Below are 21,602 nucleotides of genomic sequence, written 5' to 3'. Positions count from 1 at the left end.
GAATGTTATTTAAGAAAGTATTACTTTTGAGTTATGAGCTAATTATTATCGTGGTAGCTGGCTATAACCACTCATAACGACCGCCACCTATAGGCAAACTTGCTTATGACTAAAGTTATTCAGGGTAAATGGCTGCAATTTGCTCCGCTAAATTTTTATCGAATGGGCGGCATAACGCTATAAAACGTCTTTGAACGTCTTTAAGATCAGCATTGCTGTCACCGGCCAAGCGCACCGTAAGGCTATTGCTAGTATTGGATTGACGCAATACGCCAAAGCCATGAGCAAAGTCTAACCGAACTCCATCAATACAGGTTAAGCGCGTTCCTGCTGGCAACAACTGCTTGGCCTGTACTAAGCTCAATTGTAGCTTACTATCAACACAAGTACACAGCGACGGTACATCTGCAGGGATAGGTGTCTTACCATAGGAATCGGACACTGATGAGTCTTCAACCAGCTGCTGTAAATAGTGACAAAAGGCATCTAATTGCTGCACGATTGAGCATTCTGTCAGCGCTGTGCTGGGTAGCGGTAAGTAGTGGTCGGCGGTACTCACCATCATAGGTAAATATTGGGTAATATCGGTTAACTTATAAGGCGTGATGGTCGGTCTGAGCTCGCCCCATGAGTCATTGATTATTGGCAAGGCATCATTAGGAATAGTAGCGGTACGGACTAACCAGTGTAGCAACCGCAACCCGGCATACATGGCGTCATCATAAACTATAAAATAACCATCATTAAAAATAAAATGACCCGATAACTCGCCGGCGAATACAAAATGATTGCGATAAGCTTGTAGCTGTTGCCGCATTAGGCTACTGCCTGTTCTACTCATCACAGGTATTGCACCCAGCTGGGTAAGCAGCTTCGATAAGTGATGGGAGCATTTGATATCAAAGAGAACCTTCGGCGCTGAAATTGACTCTTTTAATGCTTGGGGCCGTTCAGTCAGGGCCACTTGCGCTAATAAATACAGTAGGTGGTCGGGCGTGACCACTTTACCGCTGTTATCAACAATCATCAGCCGATCGCCATCGCCATCAAAGGCCAGACCAATATCTGCCTCATTAATGATAACGACCTGCTGTAGCTCCGCCAGACGATTGGGTTCGGTGGGATCAGGATTGCCGGTTGGGAAATTGCCGTCAGGCATATCATTAAGCATGATCACCTGTCGACAAAATCGCTCAAATAAACGCTGGGCAATATTGCTAGTCGCGCCATGCATACAATCAATGACCACTGTTAAATCGAGTTTAGATAAGGGAATACACTGATTTTCGGTTGTGGTGTTGCTATGCTGATCAATACGAGTAAATACTTGCGTGATGGCATTGATATAAGTCGTCGCTACTTGCATAGCAGGCAAGCGGGTAGTAGGGCCATTATCGTTAGCTATGACATTTGAATTTAACAGGGTGTTTTGATTGTGCGGTACTTTTTTAGGATGGTTGACGCTTTGTAGATGGTGCTGTTTTTGCGACGGGGGCTGTTTTTGATTATTAGTACCCTGCAGTTGCTGATACAGGGCCTGAATATCCTCACTACTAGAAGAGGCGTTGCCTACCAGCCACTTTATCCCTAGCGTGTCTTTCGCAGAATGGCTGGCGGTGACCATAATGCCATGGCCGTCATATTGATCAGCCCAAAATGCCATCATCGGGGTGGTAACAAGACCTAAACCAATAACCGTCAAGCCACGTTGCCGCAAGGTATTTGCTAGCCATTGAGCAATAGTGTCACTACCGTAGCGCACATCGTAGCCGATGACCACGATATTGGTACTATTTTCATTGATAGTCTTAGGGTCATGCACTTGCTCATTATGCTGAGCGACACTGTTGTTTTTTATAGATTGATTCTGCGAATTATAAAGTTGAGCGAAAGCCTCACCTAATGCCTGCACAAACTCAGAGGTAAAGTGCTGCCGTGCACCGCGAATATCGTAAGCACGAAATAAGGAGTGTTGGGCGGAAAAAGATGGCATCGCTTTAATATCCTTATTATCGTATCCATGAGTAGTGAAAAAACAGGTGTTACTGTAAACATTACAACGTTATTGGCTAATTTTATTCGCTCTATTGGCTAAAGTTATTGGCGACCTGAATGTCCAAAACCGCCTGCCCCACGTGCACTTTCATCATCAAACTCAGTCACGACTTCAAATTCAGGACGGGCAACGGGCACGACAATATACTGCGCCATACGTTCGGCAGGATTGAGGACAAAATCTTCATTACTGCGATTCCAAATGCTAACCATGAGCTCACCCTGATAATCGGCATCAATGAGTCCCACTAAGTTACCGAGCACAATGCCATGCTTATGACCGAGGCCTGAGCGCGGCAAAATCATCCCAGCATAATTGGGGTTTTGAATATAAACGGCCAATCCTGTGCCTATTAAATGTGTCGACCCTGCCTTAATAGTTAAGGGCTCATCAATACAAGCGCGCAAGTCGATACCTGCTGAACCATCAGTGGCACGAGTAGGTAGAGAAAATGCTGGATCTTGAGTGATTTTAGGGTTTAGGACTTTGACTTGTACCGCTTGCATAACACGCTCACTTAATAATTTGACTGTTTTATAAAAAATCTGAATAGATTGCTTTTAGCAATATACTGGCATGACAAGGGTAACCCTAACACTTTATCAGCGGCGGTTAATGAACTACCGACCACCTATAGAGGTGGCGGTTTCTTAGGTAATACCCATACTTGATACGATATTCTGTATCAGAGGTTAGGCAAATTCACTAAGCTAACCCTGTCACACCGACAGTTTTGAGTGTTACCAGTCTTAATCCCTCGTTTAAGATATTAAGGCTGGCATTGATATCTCGATTATTTTTTTGCAAGCAGCTCGGGCAATCCCATGATCTTACCGATAGTGGCAGCTCAGCTTTAGTCAGTAAGTGACCGCACCCTGAGCAGGTTTTAGAGGACGGATACCACCTGTCTATTTTGACAAGCTCTTTGCCATACCAGTCTGCTTTATACGCAAGCATGGTGGTAAAAGTAGACCATGAGCTGTCCAATATGGCTTTGGCAAGTTTGTGGTTTTTAACCATGCCCTTGACGTTTAAATCCTCAATTGCAATAACATCGTGGTTTTTAATGAGATTGAACGAGAGTTTGTGTAGGAAGTCTTTGCGTGCATTGGTTATTTTTTCATAAACTTTAGCGACTTTTGTTTTCTGCTTTTGATAGTTGCTGCTCTCAGACAGCTTGCGCTGCTGAGTTTTAGCAACCAATCTGCGTTTGGCCAATATTTTTTGTTCTCGCGCCAGTTTATTTTGCAATTTTGATAGAAATTTAGGATTAGCAACTTTTGACCCGTCTGATAGGACGATGAAGTCTATTAATCCTAAATCAATACCGGTGTTTGACTGGGTTTTAGGCAGGTCATCGACCACTGTTTCAACCAATAAGCTGACATGGTAGTTACCGGATGGGCTTTTACTGATGGTAGCGCTTTTAATTAAGCCATTGATAGAGCGGTGTACCTTCGCCTTGATGTGACCGATTTTAGGCAACTTAACGCTGCTTTGTGTGACCGCTACCGTACCCTTTTGATTGTTGGTGGTGTAACTGTCTTTGATGCCTTTCTTCTTGAACTTAGGGAAGCCTGACCCTTGTTTGAAGAATTTATTATAAGCACTGCGTAGGTTCTGCTGGACGTTGGCCAGCGCCAAACTATCAATCTCTTTTAGCCACTCAAACTCAGTCTTATATTGAGCAGGGGTATTTTTAAGCTCAGTCTTACTCTCTTTATAATGCTCAATCTTATCACTAAGCATCTTGTTCCAAATAAAGCGCGTGCAACCAAACGACTTAGCAAAGAATATTTGTTGATCCTCTGTCGGGTACAGTCTGATTTTATGGGCTTTAAGGATTTGTTTGCTCATATAGAAGTTGTTTGTCATTGGCGGTATAATTATTAATTATTATAACAAATACACCAAATAGTAACCCAAAAATACGCATTCATCCCACTACTTTAGAAGTAGGGGAATTCTGCGCCGAGGTGTTAAATTTAAACGATTAATGACAATTTTAACTTTTAAAGATAAAAACTAGAGTAATAAAATGCTCGCTAATCCCAAAAACGACATAAAGCCGACAATATCAGTCACTGTGGTCAGAATCACTGAGGCGGACAATGCCGGGTCAATATCCATATTCTTTAATACTATGGGAATAGTAATGCCCGATACATTAGCAGCGGTCATGTTAATGGCAATCGCACAGCCAATTACCGCGCTAATTCTAACATCCTGAAACCACATTTGGGCAATAATCGCCATGATAAAGGCCCAGACAATACCGTTTATCGCGCCAACCCACAGCTCTTTATTGAACAACCACCAGCGGTTTGAACCCCCAATTTGCCCCATTGCCATACCGCGAATAACCACGGTCAATGTTTGCGAGCCAGCAATACCGCCCATACTGGCCACTACTGGCATTAGTATGGCTAGTGCCACCACTTTTGCGAGTACCGCTTCGAACTGACCAATCACTGCTGCTGCTAAAAGTGCGGTACATAAGTTAATACCGAGCCAAATACTACGGCTTTTGGCACTGGTTAGAATAGGTGCAAACAACTCTTCATCTTGACTGACACCAGCCAAGCTTTTCATGGTGCTATCGACATCGTCTTGGATAATCTCCATGATGTCTTCGCCATTTAACTGACCAACCAGCTCGCCATGGCTATTAATTACTGGTGCAAAACGAATGTCTTCTGAACGAAAAATTGCTGCCGCATCTTGGATATCCAAGCGATCGTTGATAGTCACCGCATTATCTATAAAGCTTGAGACTAGCGCGCTTTGCTCATGTTTGATCAAATCCACTAGGCTAAGTAGCCCGAGTAACTGCTGGCTTTGATCGACCACTAATAGCTCTTGGCTTTGATCATCGAGCAATTCAATATTAGCGCGTAGCCAGTCTTGTACCTGCGCCAAGCTAATATCATCTTGCACTTGGACGATATCAGGATCCATATAGCTGCCGACTTCCCAATCTTTATAGGTATCAAGCTTATTGACCTGTATACGAACATCTTCATCTAAAGTCGCCATTACCGAGGTACGAACTGTTTCGGTAACGGTCTCTAAAATCTCTGAGATGTCCTGCGCATCAAGATCTTGAGTAAGTAATGAAATCTCTTTTGAGGAAATATTCTGCATTAGCGGCTGGCGCGTATCAAATTCCAGCTCAGCGAGTACTTCGCCCTTAAGGTTTTCGGGTACTTGTGCCCAAATCAGCAGTCGATCTTGGGTGGGGAATGATTCTAATAAGTTAGCAATTTCGTACTCTGACTGCTTAGCCAAAAAATCCGTAATAGCAACATAGGCGTCATCAGCGACCAGTTCCTGCAAATACAGTAGCTTATATTCAGCACTATATTCTAGCGAATTATAGTCTGCCCGCGGTTTGAATGGGTGTTTAGAGCTGGGCGTAGAAGCAGGCATGAGTGTTCCATCAATATTAAAAAAATATAAAACGAGATAAGGTTGAAAAATAAATGAATAGTCACCTGATGCTATTCATTGAGACCTTATAGTCAGTTCGAAATAAAAGAGAGTCGTTCATATCAAAGTGCTACTGGTATAACTTTTTCTTGCTTGCTGTTCGCAAGCGTGATTGTAGTGGTCAACTAATTTAGGACACCTGATAAGAGGTTTTGATTAAAGTAACGTTTCTCTTTTTCTAGCGGTGACAAATAATCGTTAAAACGGTGAGGTCTCACGGTTTGATAGTAGCCCCAAATATAATCAATAATGGCACTTTTAGCCTCAGCGATATTCTCATAACCGCCCTTTGGCATCCATTCTGTTTTAAAGCTCCTGAAGAACCTTTCAGTTGGGGCATTGTCCCAACAGTTACCTTTTCGACTCATGCTTTGCGTCATGCCATTACAACTCGCCACGGATTCAGCGAATTTCTTACTGGTATAATGGGTTCCCTGATCGGAATGAAACAGCATACCACTGGGTTTAAGTCTGCTGTGGTATGCCATTTGCAGGGCTTTAGCGGTCAGCACACTGTCAGGGGATTCTGATACGGCAAATCCCACCACACGCCGAGCATACAAATCTAAAACCACCGCTAAATAGCACCAGCCACCTTTGATGCGAACATAAGTTACATCGCCCGTCCAGACTTGATTGGGCGCTGATGGGCTAAAGTTACGGTTCAATAAGTTCCCATGGGTTTTGTGCGCCTCGTCAGCATGCTTGTATTTATGCGTCTTTAACTGACAGCTTTTAAGCCCCATGCTGCTCATAAGTTTACCTACCATATAACGTGACAGCTTGATGTTATGCTCATTCATTAGTATGGCTGCAATGCTGCGAGCTCCTGCTGAGTACTTTGAGTCGTTGAATATTTGGCGTATTAAGGCTTTGGTTTTGACAGTGTCAAGACTGATGGCCTGTGGCTTTAGTCTATAGTAGTAACTGCTCTTAATCACACCAAATAGCCTGCAAAGTTGGCTTTTACTCATCTGTTCGTCTTGCTCTGCAAGCTGGCTGATCAGCGATAGCCGTTCAGACTGTCCAACGCCAGCAGAGCAGAAGCCTTTTTTAATATATCGCGTTCCATCCTCAAACGCTTATTCTCTTTACGCAGCTCTTGAAGCTCGCGTTGCTCGTCAGTTAACGCATTACCAGCTTTAGGTGCTTGACCATTTATTTCTTGATGGTATTGACTCAGCCATTTCTGCAAGGTGGATTTGCCAATACCAAGTGAGCTGGCCACATCAGGTATTTTACGTTTGTGATCAGTGACTAAGCTGATGGCTTCTAACTTAAACTCTCGGGTATATTGATTGCGTTTGTTGGTCATACTATTTTCCTTCTTTGGGTTAGTATAGCCTCTTAAACACTGTCCAAGTTTATTATGCCACTACAGACAGAGGCTGCAAAAAATTTATACCAGCAGTACCGTCGCGTTGCACTTGGTGTGTTAATCTATGGATATTTTAGTACACAAGCTAGCGTTTACCCAATAACGCCCGAATATTGGCCAAGTACTCATCAGCGACCGCTTCTGGATCTTTAGTGGCTTTTTTCTTTTTAGCTTTGGCGGGCCAGTCGATATGGTCTTCGGGCAACTCGTCTAAAAAGCGCGATTCAGAGGTGACTCGCATTTGTCCACCGGCACGGCGTTGGGTGGCAAGTGTTAAGGTCAGTTCACGGCGTGCACGAGTAATGCCCACGTACATGAGTCGGCGCTCTTCTTCGACCGTTTCACTCATAATGGAGTTACGATGCGGCAGCATTTCTTCTTCTAAGCCCATAATATAGACGTAATTAAATTCTAAGCCCTTTGCCGCATGCAGGGTCATTAAATTGACTTTATTGGTATTCTCATCTTCTTGCTGCTGCTCTAACATATCGAGCAATACTAGCTTGCGGATGATGGTATCAATAGTACGGTCTTCGTCATTTTCCGCGCGGTTGATCAGCGATTGAATACTGGTATATAGCACCTCGATATTATCGAGACGGTTCTTTTCTTGCTGCGGGGTTTTGGCTTCTGAGCGCACCACATCGACGTAACCAGTTTCATCAATCATCTGCCGTACAATAGGCACGGGGTCCGGATGCTGATCTAGGTCGCGGGTATAATGTTCAATAAAATCGCCGAACTCTTTTAAGGTACTATAGGCCTTAGAGGGTAATACATGACTGAGACCGGCATGGGTACAAGAGGCCAGTAACGAGATACTGTGCTCTTGGGAGAATAACCCAAGCTTCTCTAGGGTTGCAGGTCCCATACCGCGCTTGGGGGTATTAATAATACGCAAAAAGGCACTGTCATCTTCTGGGTTTAGAATCAGACGCAGATAGCCCATGATGTCTTTGATTTCACTGCGGGCAAAAAACGACTGACCACCCGATATCTTATAAGGTATTTGCAATTGGCGTAACTGCGCTTCTAACATCCGCGCTTGAAAGTTACTGCGATACAACACCGCGTAATCTTCCCACTCATTACCGAAACGTAGCTTGTGAGTGGCAATTTCTTTGGCCACGCGCTCAGATTCATCGTCATCATTACGACAATTGATAATACGGATTTTTTCGCCATGACCTTTATCTGACCACAGTTTTTTCTCAAATAAATGCTCATTATTAGTAATAACCGCGTTGGCAGCGGTCAAGATGCGACTGGTCGAGCGGTAGTTTTGCTCAAGCATCACGATTTTTAATTTAGGAAAATCTTCTTTTAGTAGCGCCATATTTTCAGGTTTGGCCCCGCGCCACGCATAGATAGATTGGTCATCATCGCCCACTACTGTAAAGCGCCCTAGTGGCCCCACTAGATATTTAATCATCTCATACTGAGCGGTATTGGTATCTTGATACTCATCGACTAGTAGGTAGCGGATACGGTTTTGCCATTTGTCTCGCAGCTGGGTATTGTCGCGTAATATTTTGGTCGGTAAGACAATCAGGTCATCAAAATCAACGGCATTATAAGCGCGCAAATTACGTTCGTAGAGGGCATATAACGTCGCAAAAATCATATCTTCGGGATCGTCTAAGGTCTCAGCCGCATGTGCGGGGTCAATCAAATCGTTTTTCCAGTCGGAGATAAACTTCATCGCTTTGCCGACCAACTCGCGACTTTCAGCGCCACTTAAGTTGTCGCGCATCATTAATTCCATGAGTAGGCGCTTGCTGTCCTCGCCATCCATAATGGAGAAGTTACCCTTCAGCGGAGTGTGAATCAGCTCATAACGCAAAAACTGTAAACCAAACTGGTGAAAGGTCGATACGGTTAAACCGCGGGTCTTATCGCTGGGCATTAACTTGCTAACCCGGGCCTTCATTTCCCGAGCGGCTTTATTAGTAAAAGTCACTGCGGTAATACGCTCCGCTGGCACGTTGCACTCTTCGATAAGGTGGGCAATCTTACGGGTGATGACCGAGGTTTTACCAGAGCCTGCACCTGCTAACACCAGTAGTGGGCCAGACACGTAGAGCATGGCTTCTTGTTGTTTGGGATTAAGTTGACTCTGACTCATAGCGTGACCTTTGGGACAAATGGTTCAAAAGCAAAAAAAGGGTAGCCGCGGAATTAACCCGTTAAAGCCCCAGAAAAATGGTTGGGCAAGCGACAGAATAAAGGCAGTAAAATGTAGCGGTTAGCGTAAACATACGTTTAAAATTAGGTAGGCTATTATAAAGCAAAAACCGTACGTTTTGGCGGGAGATGGCAGACAGATATAGTCAATAAAAAGTAATATCGATACATAACCTACTGCTGGCATACGTTTTTCTTGCTCGCTGTGCCTACGCAGACAGAGGCTGCAAAAAGCTTATACCAGCAGTACCGTCGCGTTTTTAAGGTATTTTAACGATAGTGTGGTTAAAAAAGTGCTAAAAATAAAAAGAAGAGAAAAACAGAATCGCGCCAACTGATCTAAATCAATGGGCGCGAAAATAAGCGTTGTAGCTAATTGTTTCAACTAATTTTTTTAATTCAGTAGACTGGCTTTAAGCATTATTTAACTGGCGTGCTGCTTCTAACGCAAAATAAGTCAAGATGCCATCAGCACCGGCGCGGCGAAAGCCAATCAGCGATTCTAAAATCACTGCATCACTTAACCAACCGTTTTGAATCGCCGCCATATGCATGGCGTATTCCCCAGAGACCTGATACGCAAAAGTCGGTACGCCAAAGGTGTTTTTAACTTCACGAATGAGGTCCAAGTAGGGCTGACCTGGTTTAATCATCACCATATCAGCACCTTCGTTGATGTCCATCGCGACTTCATGTAAGGCTTCGGCACGATTACCATAATCCATCTGGTATTGTTTTTTATGACCCCCTTTTAGGTTGCCGGCACTACCGACTGCATCACGGAAAGGACCATAATAAGCAGAAGCATATTTAGCCGAGTAAGCCATGATAGCGGTATTGAAAAAGCCTTCTGATTCCAAAGCGTCACGCATGGCTTTGATACGCCCGTCCATCATATCGCTGGGTGAGATGATATCGGCACCAGCGCGGGCATGTACTAACACTTGCTTGACCAGCACCTCAACAGTTTCGTCATTTACCACATAACCTTCGTCATCAAGCAAACCATCCTGACCGTGTGAAGTATAAGGGTCTAATGCCACATCAGTCATTACTACCATTTCAGGTATGGCATCTTTGACGGCTTTTACCGCACGGGCACTCAGACCATTTTCATCATAGGCTGTACGACCATCGGCTGTTTTTAGCGCGTTATCAATGACTGGAAAGATATCGATGGTGGTCACACCCTCGGCTAGTAATTCTTTCGCGTACTTGATCAGTAAATCAATCGATAGGCGCTCAACCCCTGGCATACTAGCAATTGCTTCGCGTTGATTTTCGCCTTCTAAAACAAATACCGGTGCAATAAAATGCTTGGGATGCAGTTCAACCTCACGAATCATCGCTCGTACATTGTCGTTATAACGCAAACGACGTAGGCGAGTAGCAGGGAATTGGCGATTAAAAGTATAAGTCATTATTATTCCTTATTAGGTTGTGAACTAAATATAAATCTATGACAAGGTCAGACATTACTTGCTGTGCCTACGCAGACAGAGGCTGCAAAAAGCTGATAGCAGCAGTACTGTCGCGTTTTTAAGGTATTTTAACGACAGATATAAAGTAGCGCTCAGGACAGTATGCTTACTATAACCAAAAGTGCCATCTAAAGGCAAAAAGCCCCACCAAGTTGGCAGGGCTAATGGTCAGATGTTTATGCAATAGTCATGCGATAAGTAAACATTTAAGGTTCGATAATCTGGGTCACTGGCACTTGCTCAACCGGTGTTTCTGTGGTGACGATTCCGACGGTGGCATCTGCTTTGCCGTCATTGTTAACATCAACCACTGCAGTCGGATTAAAGGTAGCTGTCGCAGGCGACTCTGACTGTTTAATCGCCACAGCTTCTTGCACAGAAAGTACCCGTGCTGAGCTGGTGGCATTAAGTGCGTAAGTGGCTTTTGCTTCTGCACTATTACCAGGCGCTCTACCTAATTGTGCCACATTGGTATACTGCGGTACGGGAATAATCGTTGGTACATCAAGATTGGCCCCGCCACCAAGTGCTTGATATAACTCAACCTGGCTGATGATTTTTTGAAGTTCTAAATCCAAAATACCTTGCTGAGTTGAGAACAATGAGCGCTGGGCATCGAGTACATCTAGGTAGTTGGAAATACCGGCTTTAAAGCGTGCGTCCGCAATTTGATAGGTTTGCTCAAAGTTATCTTGTAGACGGTACTGCGATTCAAGCTGACTGCCTAGCGTTGCCCGCGTTGCAAGAACATCTGAGACTTCTCGGAATGCCACTTGGATAGATCTTTCATAACTGGCAAGCGTCTGCTTACGTTCGATGGTAGCCACATCATAATTGGCATCTAGACGACCGCCATCAAAGATCGGTACGCTGAGCGTGGGGCCGAATGACCAACCGAACGAACCACTGCTAAATAAATCGTCTAAGCTGCCACTCCGCAGACCCACACTACTGGCAAGGCTAATTGAAGGGTAATAAGAGGTGCGCGCCACTTCAATATTAGCGCCAGCGGCTTTTAAGTTATATTCTGCTTGTAGCACGTCAGGACGATAACGTAGTAGCTCGCTTGGTAGACCGGTACTAAAGATTTGTTGCGTGGTAATGTTACTGACGGCTGGCGCCGGAATAAGACCTGCTGGAATTGACGCACCCACCAAAAACTGTAATGCATTACGCGAGGTTAAGATGCTGCTTTGCGCCCTTAATACCGCAAGTTTGGCATTTTCTAGTGAGGCACTGGACTGTAAAGAGGGTAGCTTGGGATCAATACCGGCTTCAAAGCGTTTGCTGGCAATGAATAGTGACCTCTCACGACTTTCTACCGTCGCTTCAGCCAGCTTTAGCTGTGCGAGGCTATAGCTTAAGTTAGCATAGCTTTGCGCAACGTTACTAATCAGACTGATTTGGGTGGCATCTTTTGCCGCGGTGGTCGCCAAAAAGTTCTGCAATGCTTGATCTTTTAGACTGGCAATTTTGCCCCAAAAGTCGAGCTCGTAGTTGGCCAAGCCCAATTGTACATTGTAACTATCGCCCGTTTGACCACTTCGACCACTTATTTGACTTCCTTGGCGTTGGCGAGAGTAGCCGGCGCTACCATCAATAGAAGGTAGGTCGCGAATATCAGTAATTCGATATTGAGCACGTGCTTTTTCAATAGCTAAGCTGGCGCTTTCAAAGTCTTTGTTATTCTCCAGACTCAAGGCAATGAGACCTTTCAAGCGCTCGTCGCTATAAAAATTCTGCCAGCGTTGACTGGCGAGACTGGGCTGGTCAGCGCTACTAGTGGTCTCACGATCAAAGGCACCGTAAGCCTGTTCAATGGGCAAATTTGGCTCAGCAAGTACCGGGCGCATATCAGCTTTTGGAATAGTATTACAGGCGGCCATGCTCATTGCTAACGCTGTTAAGCCTAGCAAGCGCCCGCTATTTTTGCGTACCCGTGATACTGAGAAAGTCGCGATCATAGCGGTAGGGGCAAACCAAGTGCCTGTCATTGGGCGCACGCTAGCAGTAGTGGTAACTACTGCTTTGGTGGCTGAGTTAGGGGTAAATAACGTACTAAAACTCATTTTGTATTATCTCCAAAGCTTAGAGGCTGATAACTCTCAGAGGGAGTTGGATCTTGCATATCATTGGTCGGTGTATCTAGCACTTTTGGCGTAACTAGGGTTTCGTCAGGATCCTGTGAGCCATTGGGATCAGTTGGTCCATCTGGATTGCTTGGTCCATTTGGATTGTTTGGTCCATTTGGATTGTTTGGTCCATTTGGATCATTGCCGTCATCTTTATCATTCGGATCATGCGCTTCGTTACCTTTATAAGGGAAAATACTACGCATCCAAATATAGAACATAGGAATAAAGAAGATACCTAAGAAGGTAGCAGTGATCACTCCACCAACCACACTGGTACCGATCGCGTTTTGGCTACCAGACCCGGCACCGGTGGCTATGAATAATGGCACAACGCCCAGACCAAAGGCAAGTGAGGTCATGATAATCGGACGTAAACGTTGCCGCGCTGCGAGCATTACCGAATCTTTAAGGCTATAACCTTCCTCTTGGTGGTCCCTCGCAAACTCGATAATCAAGATGGCGTTTTTGGCAGATAGCCCGACCACCGTGAGTAGACCGACTTGTAGGTAAATATCGTTGGAGAAACCGCGGAACCAGGTAAACAGCACCGCCCCCAATACCCCAAGTGGAATCACCAATAGTACTGAGAATGGCACTGACCAACTTTCATACAGCGCCGCCAGACATAGGAATACCACTAGGATTGAGATAGCGTATAGCATGGGCGCCTGAGCGCCTGACTTTTGCTCCTCAAGTGACAGGCCTGTCCATTCATAGCTAATGCCATCAGGGAGTTTTTCGACCATGGCTTCCATGGCATCCATCGCTTCACCAGTACTTAAGCCTTCAGCCGCATTACCCTGGATGTTCATTGACGCCAAACTGTTATAGCGCGTGAGACCGGGTGAACCGCTTTCCCATTCACTACTAGAAAAAGCATCAAACGAAATCATTTCGTTGCTGTCATTACGCACATACCATTTACCAAGATCATCAGGGTTAGTACGGCTACTAGGCTGACCTTGTACAAACACCCGTTTAACACGACCACGGTCAATGAAGTCATTGATATAGGTTGAGCCCCAAGCGATTGAGATAACACTATTAATACTCGCCAGAGATAAACCATAAGCGGCGGCTTGTTCTTGGTTGATATTGATTTTCAGCTGCGGCGCATCTTCTTGGCCGTTGGGACGCACGCCGGCGACTTGATCATTTTGAGCGGCCATGCCCAGTAACATATTACGTGCTTCAAGTAGACCCTCGTGTCCAAGGTTACCAGAATCTTGGATCATTAAGTCAAAACCACTAGAGTTACCAAGCCCACTAATCGCTGGCGGTATAATATTAAAAACAGTCGCTTCGTTAATTTGGCTAAAGAAGTAACCCTGTGCACGATCAGATATGGCCCGCGCTGTATTTTCATCCCCTTCGCGATCTGCCCAGTCATTTAGTTTTACGAAGGCGATACCGACGTTTTGTCCTTGTCCCACAAAACTAAAGCCCGCGATTGTATACACTGAAGCCACATTATCCGGTTCTTGGCTACTATAATAATCACTCACTTTACCTAGCACATCTTGGGTTTGATCAAGGGTCGAACCAGCAGGTAACTGGACGGCGGTAAACATAATCCCTTGGTCTTCTTCTGGTAAAAATGAACCAGGGATCCGTAAGAATACCACTGCCATAATACCGATGATGGCGGCATAGGCTATGAAGTACACCCATTTAAAGCGGAAACTCTTACCGACAAAACTTTCATAAGAGCGGCTGGCTTTGGTGAAAGAACGGTTAAACCAACCAAAGAAGCCTTTTTGCTGTTCGCTATTGCCTTTTTCATGGCTCTTACTACGTTTTAGCAAGGTCACACAGAGGGCAGGGGTAAAGATAAGGGCCACTAGAGCCGATAGCACCATGCTAGTGATAAGCGTAATGGCAAACTGACGATAAATCACCCCAGTTGAGCCGCCGAAGAAGGCCATCGGTACGAACACCGCTGACAAGATAATCGCGATACCCACTACGATTTTACTAATTTCCCCCATCGATTGGATGGTGGCGTCCTTGATAGAGATATGCGGGTCTTCTTCTAAAATCCGCTCAACGTTCTCTACCACCACAATGGCATCATCCACCAGTAGACCAATGGACAGCACCATCGCAAACATGGTCAGTACGTTAATACTGAACCCTGCTATATAGAGCACCGAAAAAGTACCCAGTAGTACCACAGGTACCGCAAGGGTTGGGATAATAGTCGCACGCCAGTTCTGTAAGAAAACGAACATGACAATAAATACTAATATAATCGCTTCGATCAGCGTATAAACCACTTGTTCAATAGACAAGCGGACAAATGGGGTGGTGTCGTAAGGAACGACGGACTTTAGACCTACAGGAAAGTTTGCTTCTAGCTCGGCGATTTGAGCACCGACCAATTCGCGGGTTTCAAGCGCGTTAGCACCGCCCGCTAGTGATACCGCAAGGCCAGCGGCTTGTTGGCCATTAAACAATGAAATAGTACTATAATCTTCACTACCAATTTCAACGTCTGCAACATCGCCTAAGCGCACCTGTGCACCAGAGGTATCTGTTTTTAGTAGAATGTCTTCGAACTCGTCAGGTGTTTTTAGATAGCTTTGTACGGTAACGGTCGCATTAATAACTTGTTCATCGACATCAGCAGGTGCTTGGCCTAATTGACCGGCAGATACTTGGGCGTTTTGCGCTTGTACGGCTTTGACCACATCAGATGGCACCAAGTTATAGCCACGTAAGCGTGCTGGATCAAGCCAAATACGCATGGCGTAAGAGGCGCCAAATGCTTGCACTTGACCAACCCCTTCAACACGGCTGAGCGGATCGACGACATTCGAGTTGATATAATCACCGATATCAGCCCGATCCATACTGCCGTCTTCGGAGACAAACCCAAACACGGCCAAAAAGCCATCAGAGGCCTTATTAACGGTGACGCCCTGACGCTGTACTTGCTCAGGCAAAGAGCTCATTGCGGCCTGGAGTTTGTTCTGAACCTGTACTTGTGCTGTATCGGCATCCGTACCGTTTTCAAAGTAAAGCTGTACGGAGGCACTACCATTTGAGGCACTCGACGACTTCATATACATCAAGCCATCAAGCCCCTTCATGCGTTGCTCGATAACCTGTACCACTGAGTTTTCAACGGTTTCAGCGTTAGCACCAGGGTAGCTGGCACTGACCGAAATAGTTGGCGGCGCAATAGCTGGATACTGCTCAATCGGTAGGTTAATAACCGATATTATCCCGATGAGCATAACCAAAATGGCCATCACCCATGCAAAGATAGGGCGATTAATAAAAAAAACTGACATAGTATATCCCTAAGTCTTCCTAGCTTTGAATGGAATTAATTGGCGGCTGCTGGTGCCGGTTTATTGGCAGTTTTGCCATCGGTAGACTTATCCATATTTTTTGCAGCTTGCTGCGGTGTTTTGGCAGCAGTGCCAGTAGGGGCAGCTTGCTCGGAGGGTGCTGGGTTTGGATTTTCCAAAGGCTCAGTGACCACTTCTTGTTCAGGCTTCACTTTTGCGCCACCGATAACCACCACTTTATCGCCACTCTCTAGACCGTCAGTGACTACCCATTGTCCATTATAAGTACCATTAATCGTAACCGGACGAACTTGGATTTTGTTATTTTCATCAACGATATAAACTTGAGTTTCGCTTTTAGTCGAACGCATAACCGCACTTTGTGGCACTAAAGCGGCATTGGTAATGACACTTTGGGTCAAGCGTGCGCTGACATACATGCCTGGGAGCAAGATGTTGTTCTTATTTGGAAATACGGCACGTAAGGTTACTGCCCCAGTTGACTCATCGACTTTCGCCTCTGATAAAGAAAGCTTACCTTTTACCGGATAAACAGAACCGTCTTCTAATACCAGTTCGACGGTATTCATGCCTGTTTGGGCTTTACCCGCAGATATTTGCTGGCGTAGATTGAGCAGCTCAGACGATGATTGACTGATATCGACATAGATAGGATCTAAGCGTGAAATAGTGACCAGCGGATTGGCTTGACTGGCACTGACTAAGGTACCGGCAGTGACGCTCGATCGGTCACTACGACCGGTGATTGGCGCCCGTACGATAGTACGATTGAGATCTAAGGTGCTGGTATCGAGACCGGCTTTTGCCGTTTGAATACCGGCTTTTGCACTTTCAATACCTGCTTGCGATTGACCGATAGCCGCATTGGCACTTTGCACAGCGGCTTGGGCAGTACGCACTTGGGTTACCGCTTGATCATATTGCTGTTTAGAGATGGCATCAATTTCGACCAAACCACTCAAACGCTGTAAGTCATTTTGAGCTTGTGATAATGACGCTTGGCGACTGACTAGCTCCGCTTTCGCATTGGCATTATTAGCCACGGCGGTCTGATAGTTGGCCTCTGCCTGTGCTACCGCTGCTTGACCACTCACAATAGAAGTCGTGTAGTTATCGGTATTGATACGATATAAGGGCTGGCCCTTTTGGACCGTACTGCCTTCACGGAATAGTATTTCGTCAATAATGCCATTTACTTGTGGGCGAACGTCTGCAGTCTGATAGGCTGCAGTACGGCCAGAAAAGATCTGTACTTGAGGTACGGTGCCAAAAGTCACGGTCTGGACGTTGACGACGGCAGGTGGCATCTGCTGCTGTGCTGCTCCACCAGCGGCGTCCTCGTTTTTGTCACAGCCAACCAGTACAGCTCCAGATAGTACAGATGCTATTACAAGCGCAAGATAAGAATGCTTCATCAATGTCCTCGGCAATAATATAATATTGATACAGTATGAAAAGTGTAGTGATAAATTTGGAACGTTATCGATATAAACAATAATTATGCAGTCACCGTTGCCAATATTCATTAGCGACTAGGCACGTGTAGATAGAGAGTAGCACGTGCAAAAACCGGATAAGCAGATTTAATTTAGTAGGCTATTATAAACTATAGGGTCTACCCCGTAGTCAAGCACTCAAAAGCATGTCTGCTCTCATAAAGTTGTATTTGGGTTTTGACTCTCTATAAAGAACACTGGTAACACAAGCGTTACACGAAAAAACGCTTAGGAAACTTTATAATAACTGGCTGTTTGGCATATTGTTAAGTTTTGTTGTATAAGTGAGTTTGCATAGAATCAGAACGATAATGACTGATCAATACAGTAAAAAAGCGCCTCGTACAGAAAACGAGCGCTTTAGCAATAATTAAATGTGATCGATAAAAAAAGTCTTATAGCAACCGCGCGCTGGCAAGCTCAGTCAACTGAAACAATCCTTGGCGATAGCGATTATTGGGTAGAGTGCTGAGAGCTTGTTGGGCCAGCTTGGTCTCTTCTAAAGCGCGCTGCTTACAATAAGTTAATGACCCTGAATTGCGCACCAGTTCAATTAACTGTGCGGCATCTGGGGTTTTGCCAGTTTGTACCGCGATACGTAACTGATCATAACCTGGTTGGCTGCTATCTTTTAATAGATCGAGCGCTTTGATAGTCGGTAGGGTAGGTTTGCCTTCTGCTAAATCATCGCCTAGATTCTTGCCCATTAACTCACTATCACCACTGTAATCGAGCACATCATCAACAATCTGAAAGGCATTACCAAAATGCTGACCGAAAGCGGCCAATGCAGCAAGGTGCTGGGTTTGTCCTTGCAAGATAGCAGTCCCTTGAGTCGCCATCATAAACAGCCGTGAGGTTTTGCCATCAATGATGCGCAGATAATCCTCTTCGGTGGCAGCCGGGTTATGCTGATGCTGAAGCTGCAATACTTCGCCTTCGGCAATATCACAAGTACCATCTGAGAACAGTTGCAACAGTGGCAAACTTTGAAAGCCGACCAATAAGTTAAAGGCTCGCGCAATCAGATAATCACCCACTAGCACAGCGGTGGCATTGTCCCAAGTTGCATTGGCTGTGGGCTTACCACGGCGTTGCCCTGATTCATCAATCACATCATCATGGACTAAGGTTGCGGTATGCAGCATCTCGGTAATGGCAGCCAAATGCATCGCTTGTTGTGACGGCGCATCATGAAACATTCGTGCACACAGCAAGGTGATCAATGGCCGCATCCGTTTGCCGCCCGCGTCGATCACATGTTTTGAGACGTTCATCACTAGCTGTACTTTGGAATTAAGACTACCAAAAACTTGCTTATCCATAATCTCAAAATCATCAGCAACGATGCTTTGAATATCGGCATAGCTTGGTGTGGACAGTAGTGTGGCAGATGCACTAGATGAGGCGCTAGACAAAGAAGTAAGGGTCATAGTAAATAGTCATATTAAGTAGAATAAAGAGAGTTTTTTGATAGTGATATCAATTAGTGCAATTGGCTTGCTTATAATAGCATAGCTAAACGCTCAAATCGGTGACTAAAATATGATATAAAATGAGCTAAGAACCAAATGGTTGCCTTACTTACAGCTTAAAAAGCCACCAACATAGGCATTAAACAATAATTAATAGCCATTAATTATTATTTAATAGTAGAGACAAATATATAAGGCATTGTAAGTCACTGATTGTATAAGTTATAATAGCGCTGCTTATGCATAGATTTATGGGCATCATCATTTTTTAGAACACTTTTTAAAATTAGAACACTTTTTAAAATTAGGACGAGCGGCTTGCTTTTATGGGCAAAAAGCCGTAAAATCTTGCCTTTAATTTTTCCCTGTCGTGTTCGTTTACGAAGCGCTGGTATAATATTAGCCACGGCACACGGGTTAAACGGAGTTAGACAATGTACGCAGTAATCAAAACTGGTGGTAAACAGCACCGTGTAGTCGTCAACGAGTTGCTTAAAGTTGAACTACTAAAAGCAGAAGTCGGCGAAACAATCAAATTTGAAGACGTGTTGATGATTGTTGACGGCGAAACCGTCAAAATTGGTCAGCCAGTCGTTGATGGTGTCAGCGTAGAAGTTGAAGTGGTTGAGCATGGCCGCGGCGAAAAAATCCGTATCGTCAAGCACAATCGTCGTAAGCATTATCACAAAGAGCAAGGTCACCGCCAATGGTATACCTTGTTAAAAATCAAAGCGATTAATGCTTAGTTATCAGCTTACTTATTAAAGCTTAACAGCGCACTAAAAGCTTAAGAGTTATCGCATTAGCGATAAGTCACATTAACAAGGAGATTTTCTCATGGCACATAAAAAAGCTGCCGGCTCGACACGTAACGGTCGTGATTCAAACCCAAAAATGCTCGGCGTAAAAATCTTCGGTGGTCAAACCATCGTTGCTGGTAACATCATTGTTCGTCAACGTGGTACAGAATTCCACGCCGGCGCTGGTGTTGGCATGGGTCGTGACCATACTTTATTTGCACTGAATGATGGTGTGGTAAAGTTTGCGACCAAAGGTAAATTTAATCGTCGCTACGTGATGGTTGAAGGCGCATAATTGCTGCTGTGCTACTGGCTTATTGTATTTAAATAAGTCCTTATAGCAAATAGAAAAGTCCCTATTACCAGTCGGTGATGGGGACTTTTTTATGTTTATATTTTACTAATATTTATCAAATAGCGCCTGATATCCATGCTCTAGAAGTAACAAGGTTCTACGGCACTATTTGATAAAAATTCTATAAACACCAGAATAAAATAGGGTGAATTTTTTAGTTACAAGCGTGTATGGCAGGCGTAGTAATGATTGCAATTCAGGTCTAGGCGCGTAATAAAAAAACTGCCACAATGTGGTCGTTGGTCAATAGCGCTGTGATAACTAATAAATAACACTCAAAAAATTCTACCAGAACAAATACGCGGCTGCTTTAAAGACTAACAGACCAATTGCTAGAGACTAATTGCTATTTTTTTAAAATGAGAGGAAATATGATGACTTTATTAACTAAGCAAACCATTAAACCAACAGCGACTGTCAAACAAAAAATAATGAGTGGCGCTTTGGCTGGGGTATTGATGACCACGCTTGGGGTCGCTGCACCCATGATAGCCTTGACCCAGTCAGCTAGTGCCGCTCCTGCTGACAGTCTAGTCGCTGCCAAACGCTTAAATAAGCTATTGACCAATACCAAAAGCATGACCGCTGACTTTACTCAGACCACAAAAGGCGCAAGCAGTGGTACCTTTAAAGGCTCAATGAGCGTCCAGCGCCCTAATAATTTCCGCTGGGAAACCAAGTCGCCATCACAACAGCTGATCATAGCTAATAGCAGTTCGATGTGGATATATGATAAAGATTTAGAGCAAGCGACCAATCAAAAGGTAGATAGCCAAGTAGGCAATACGCCAGCGCTATTGTTATCAGGCGATCCCAGTAAAATTGATAAAAACTTTAAAATTACTCAGCCTTATGCTAATAAAAACTACTACGTGCTGTATCCCAAATCAGATAGTGCCAGTTTTAAAAACTTGTCAGTGAGCTTTAGTGGTGGTAAGCCAGTCATGATGGTGCTTAATGATACCCTAGGGCAAACGACTTCCATTAAGTTTAGTAGTATCAAGCTCAACCCAAGTATCAGTAGCAGCCAGTTTAAATTTACTCCGCCAAAAGGTGTTGATGTTATCAACCAGTAATCGGTCATTAAAGCTATCATTAGACAAACATGTTTGAATAAATAAAAAAGGACAAACCACTATTTGGTTTGTCCTTTTTTATTGAGTAGCAGGTTGGCAATAGTTTATTTTGATAGCATCAGCCCTTAGCCATAACCAATAGTGAGTGGCTATGTAATAAACGGTAAACGACTGCTTTATGTGTCAATGTTTACTCAAACTAGTGTTTGGACCGGTTGCAATTGGAATTAATAGGTTTACAATATCCGCTAATTTATTGCTTATATCAAGTCACTATGTTGGTTTTTATGCCTTACAGAGTAAAATATAACATAGGCCGTAGCATGGTTTTCTGCTCGAGATACATATTTTGTAGCATAT

General features: G+C 44.5%; 15 protein-coding genes. 3 read left to right on the top strand and 12 right to left on the bottom strand.

The genetic code is table 11. From position 1 onward, the window contains the following. Positions 1 to 115: 115 nt before the first annotated feature. The 12 genes from H4W00_RS11735 to H4W00_RS11680 all read right to left on the bottom strand — a co-directional run bounded on the left by H4W00_RS11735 (position 116) and on the right by H4W00_RS11680 (position 18,861). Positions 116 to 1,993: a phosphomannomutase gene (locus tag H4W00_RS11735; RefSeq protein WP_209958451.1), complete on the bottom strand. Its 1,878-nt coding sequence runs from the start codon at positions 1,991 to 1,993 to the stop codon at positions 116 to 118. A gap of 104 nt (positions 1,994 to 2,097) precedes the next feature. Continuing rightward, positions 2,098 to 2,562 (bottom strand): dUTP diphosphatase, encoded by a 465-nt coding sequence (gene dut / locus H4W00_RS11730; RefSeq protein ID WP_209958449.1) that lies wholly within the window; start codon positions 2,560 to 2,562, stop codon positions 2,098 to 2,100. Between the two features lie 199 nt (positions 2,563 to 2,761). After that, positions 2,762 to 3,913 (bottom strand): IS200/IS605 family element RNA-guided endonuclease TnpB, encoded by a 1,152-nt coding sequence (gene tnpB / locus H4W00_RS11725; RefSeq protein ID WP_209957110.1) that lies wholly within the window; start codon positions 3,911 to 3,913, stop codon positions 2,762 to 2,764. Between the two features lie 168 nt (positions 3,914 to 4,081). Next, positions 4,082 to 5,485, bottom strand: a complete 1,404-nt coding sequence (gene mgtE / locus H4W00_RS11720) for a magnesium transporter (protein WP_209958447.1) — start codon at positions 5,483 to 5,485, stop codon at positions 4,082 to 4,084. A gap of 185 nt (positions 5,486 to 5,670) precedes the next feature. After that, the gene (locus tag H4W00_RS11715) at positions 5,671 to 6,519 is read right to left on the bottom strand and encodes an IS3 family transposase (RefSeq protein ID WP_334684932.1); all 849 of its coding nucleotides are present in this window, start codon (positions 6,517 to 6,519) and stop codon (positions 5,671 to 5,673) included. Positions 6,520 to 6,548: 29 nt separating this feature from the next. Further along, the gene (locus tag H4W00_RS11710) at positions 6,549 to 6,860 is read right to left on the bottom strand and encodes a transposase (RefSeq protein ID WP_209957413.1); all 312 of its coding nucleotides are present in this window, start codon (positions 6,858 to 6,860) and stop codon (positions 6,549 to 6,551) included. A gap of 148 nt (positions 6,861 to 7,008) precedes the next feature. Continuing rightward, a complete protein-coding gene (locus tag H4W00_RS11705) occupies positions 7,009 to 9,048 on the bottom strand; it encodes a UvrD-helicase domain-containing protein (protein WP_209958444.1) in 2,040 nt (679 codons plus the stop codon). 472 nt (positions 9,049 to 9,520) lie between these two features. After that, complete coding sequence (hemB, locus tag H4W00_RS11700) at positions 9,521 to 10,528, bottom strand: porphobilinogen synthase (protein WP_209958441.1); 1,008 nt, start codon at positions 10,526 to 10,528, stop codon at positions 9,521 to 9,523. 266 nt (positions 10,529 to 10,794) lie between these two features. Further along, positions 10,795 to 12,657, bottom strand: a complete 1,863-nt coding sequence (locus H4W00_RS11695; RefSeq protein ID WP_209958439.1) for an efflux transporter outer membrane subunit — start codon at positions 12,655 to 12,657, stop codon at positions 10,795 to 10,797. Continuing rightward, a complete protein-coding gene (locus H4W00_RS11690; RefSeq protein WP_209958437.1) occupies positions 12,654 to 16,019 on the bottom strand; it encodes an efflux RND transporter permease subunit in 3,366 nt (1,121 codons plus the stop codon). The genes H4W00_RS11695 and H4W00_RS11690 overlap by 4 nt, the downstream gene beginning before the upstream one ends. Positions 16,020 to 16,054: 35 nt before the next feature. Next, complete coding sequence (locus tag H4W00_RS11685; protein ID WP_209958435.1) at positions 16,055 to 17,455, bottom strand: efflux RND transporter periplasmic adaptor subunit; 1,401 nt, start codon at positions 17,453 to 17,455, stop codon at positions 16,055 to 16,057. A 476-nt stretch (positions 17,456 to 17,931) separates the two neighbouring features. After that, entirely contained in the window at positions 17,932 to 18,861 is a 930-nt protein-coding gene (locus H4W00_RS11680; protein WP_209959226.1) for a polyprenyl synthetase family protein, read from the bottom strand. 584 nt (positions 18,862 to 19,445) lie between these two features. Between H4W00_RS11680 and rplU the strand changes: the two genes are divergently transcribed. The 3 genes from rplU (at position 19,446) to lolA (ending at position 21,242) form a co-directional block, all read left to right on the top strand. Then, positions 19,446 to 19,757: a 50S ribosomal protein L21 gene (gene rplU, locus H4W00_RS11675; protein ID WP_209958433.1), complete on the top strand. Its 312-nt coding sequence runs from the start codon at positions 19,446 to 19,448 to the stop codon at positions 19,755 to 19,757. 91 nt (positions 19,758 to 19,848) lie between these two features. Continuing rightward, positions 19,849 to 20,106 (top strand): 50S ribosomal protein L27, encoded by a 258-nt coding sequence (gene rpmA / locus H4W00_RS11670; RefSeq protein WP_209958430.1) that lies wholly within the window; start codon positions 19,849 to 19,851, stop codon positions 20,104 to 20,106. A gap of 434 nt (positions 20,107 to 20,540) precedes the next feature. Beyond that, positions 20,541 to 21,242 (top strand): outer membrane lipoprotein chaperone LolA, encoded by a 702-nt coding sequence (lolA, locus tag H4W00_RS11665; RefSeq protein WP_209959223.1) that lies wholly within the window; start codon positions 20,541 to 20,543, stop codon positions 21,240 to 21,242. The last annotated feature ends 360 nt before the right edge of the window (positions 21,243 to 21,602 follow it).

The organism is Psychrobacter sp. PL19 (assembly GCF_017875835.1).
Classification (GTDB): Bacteria; Pseudomonadota; Gammaproteobacteria; order Pseudomonadales; family Moraxellaceae; genus Psychrobacter.
The sequence above is the reverse complement of the archived record's forward strand: the minus strand, read 5'-3'. Positions and strand labels throughout refer to the sequence as shown.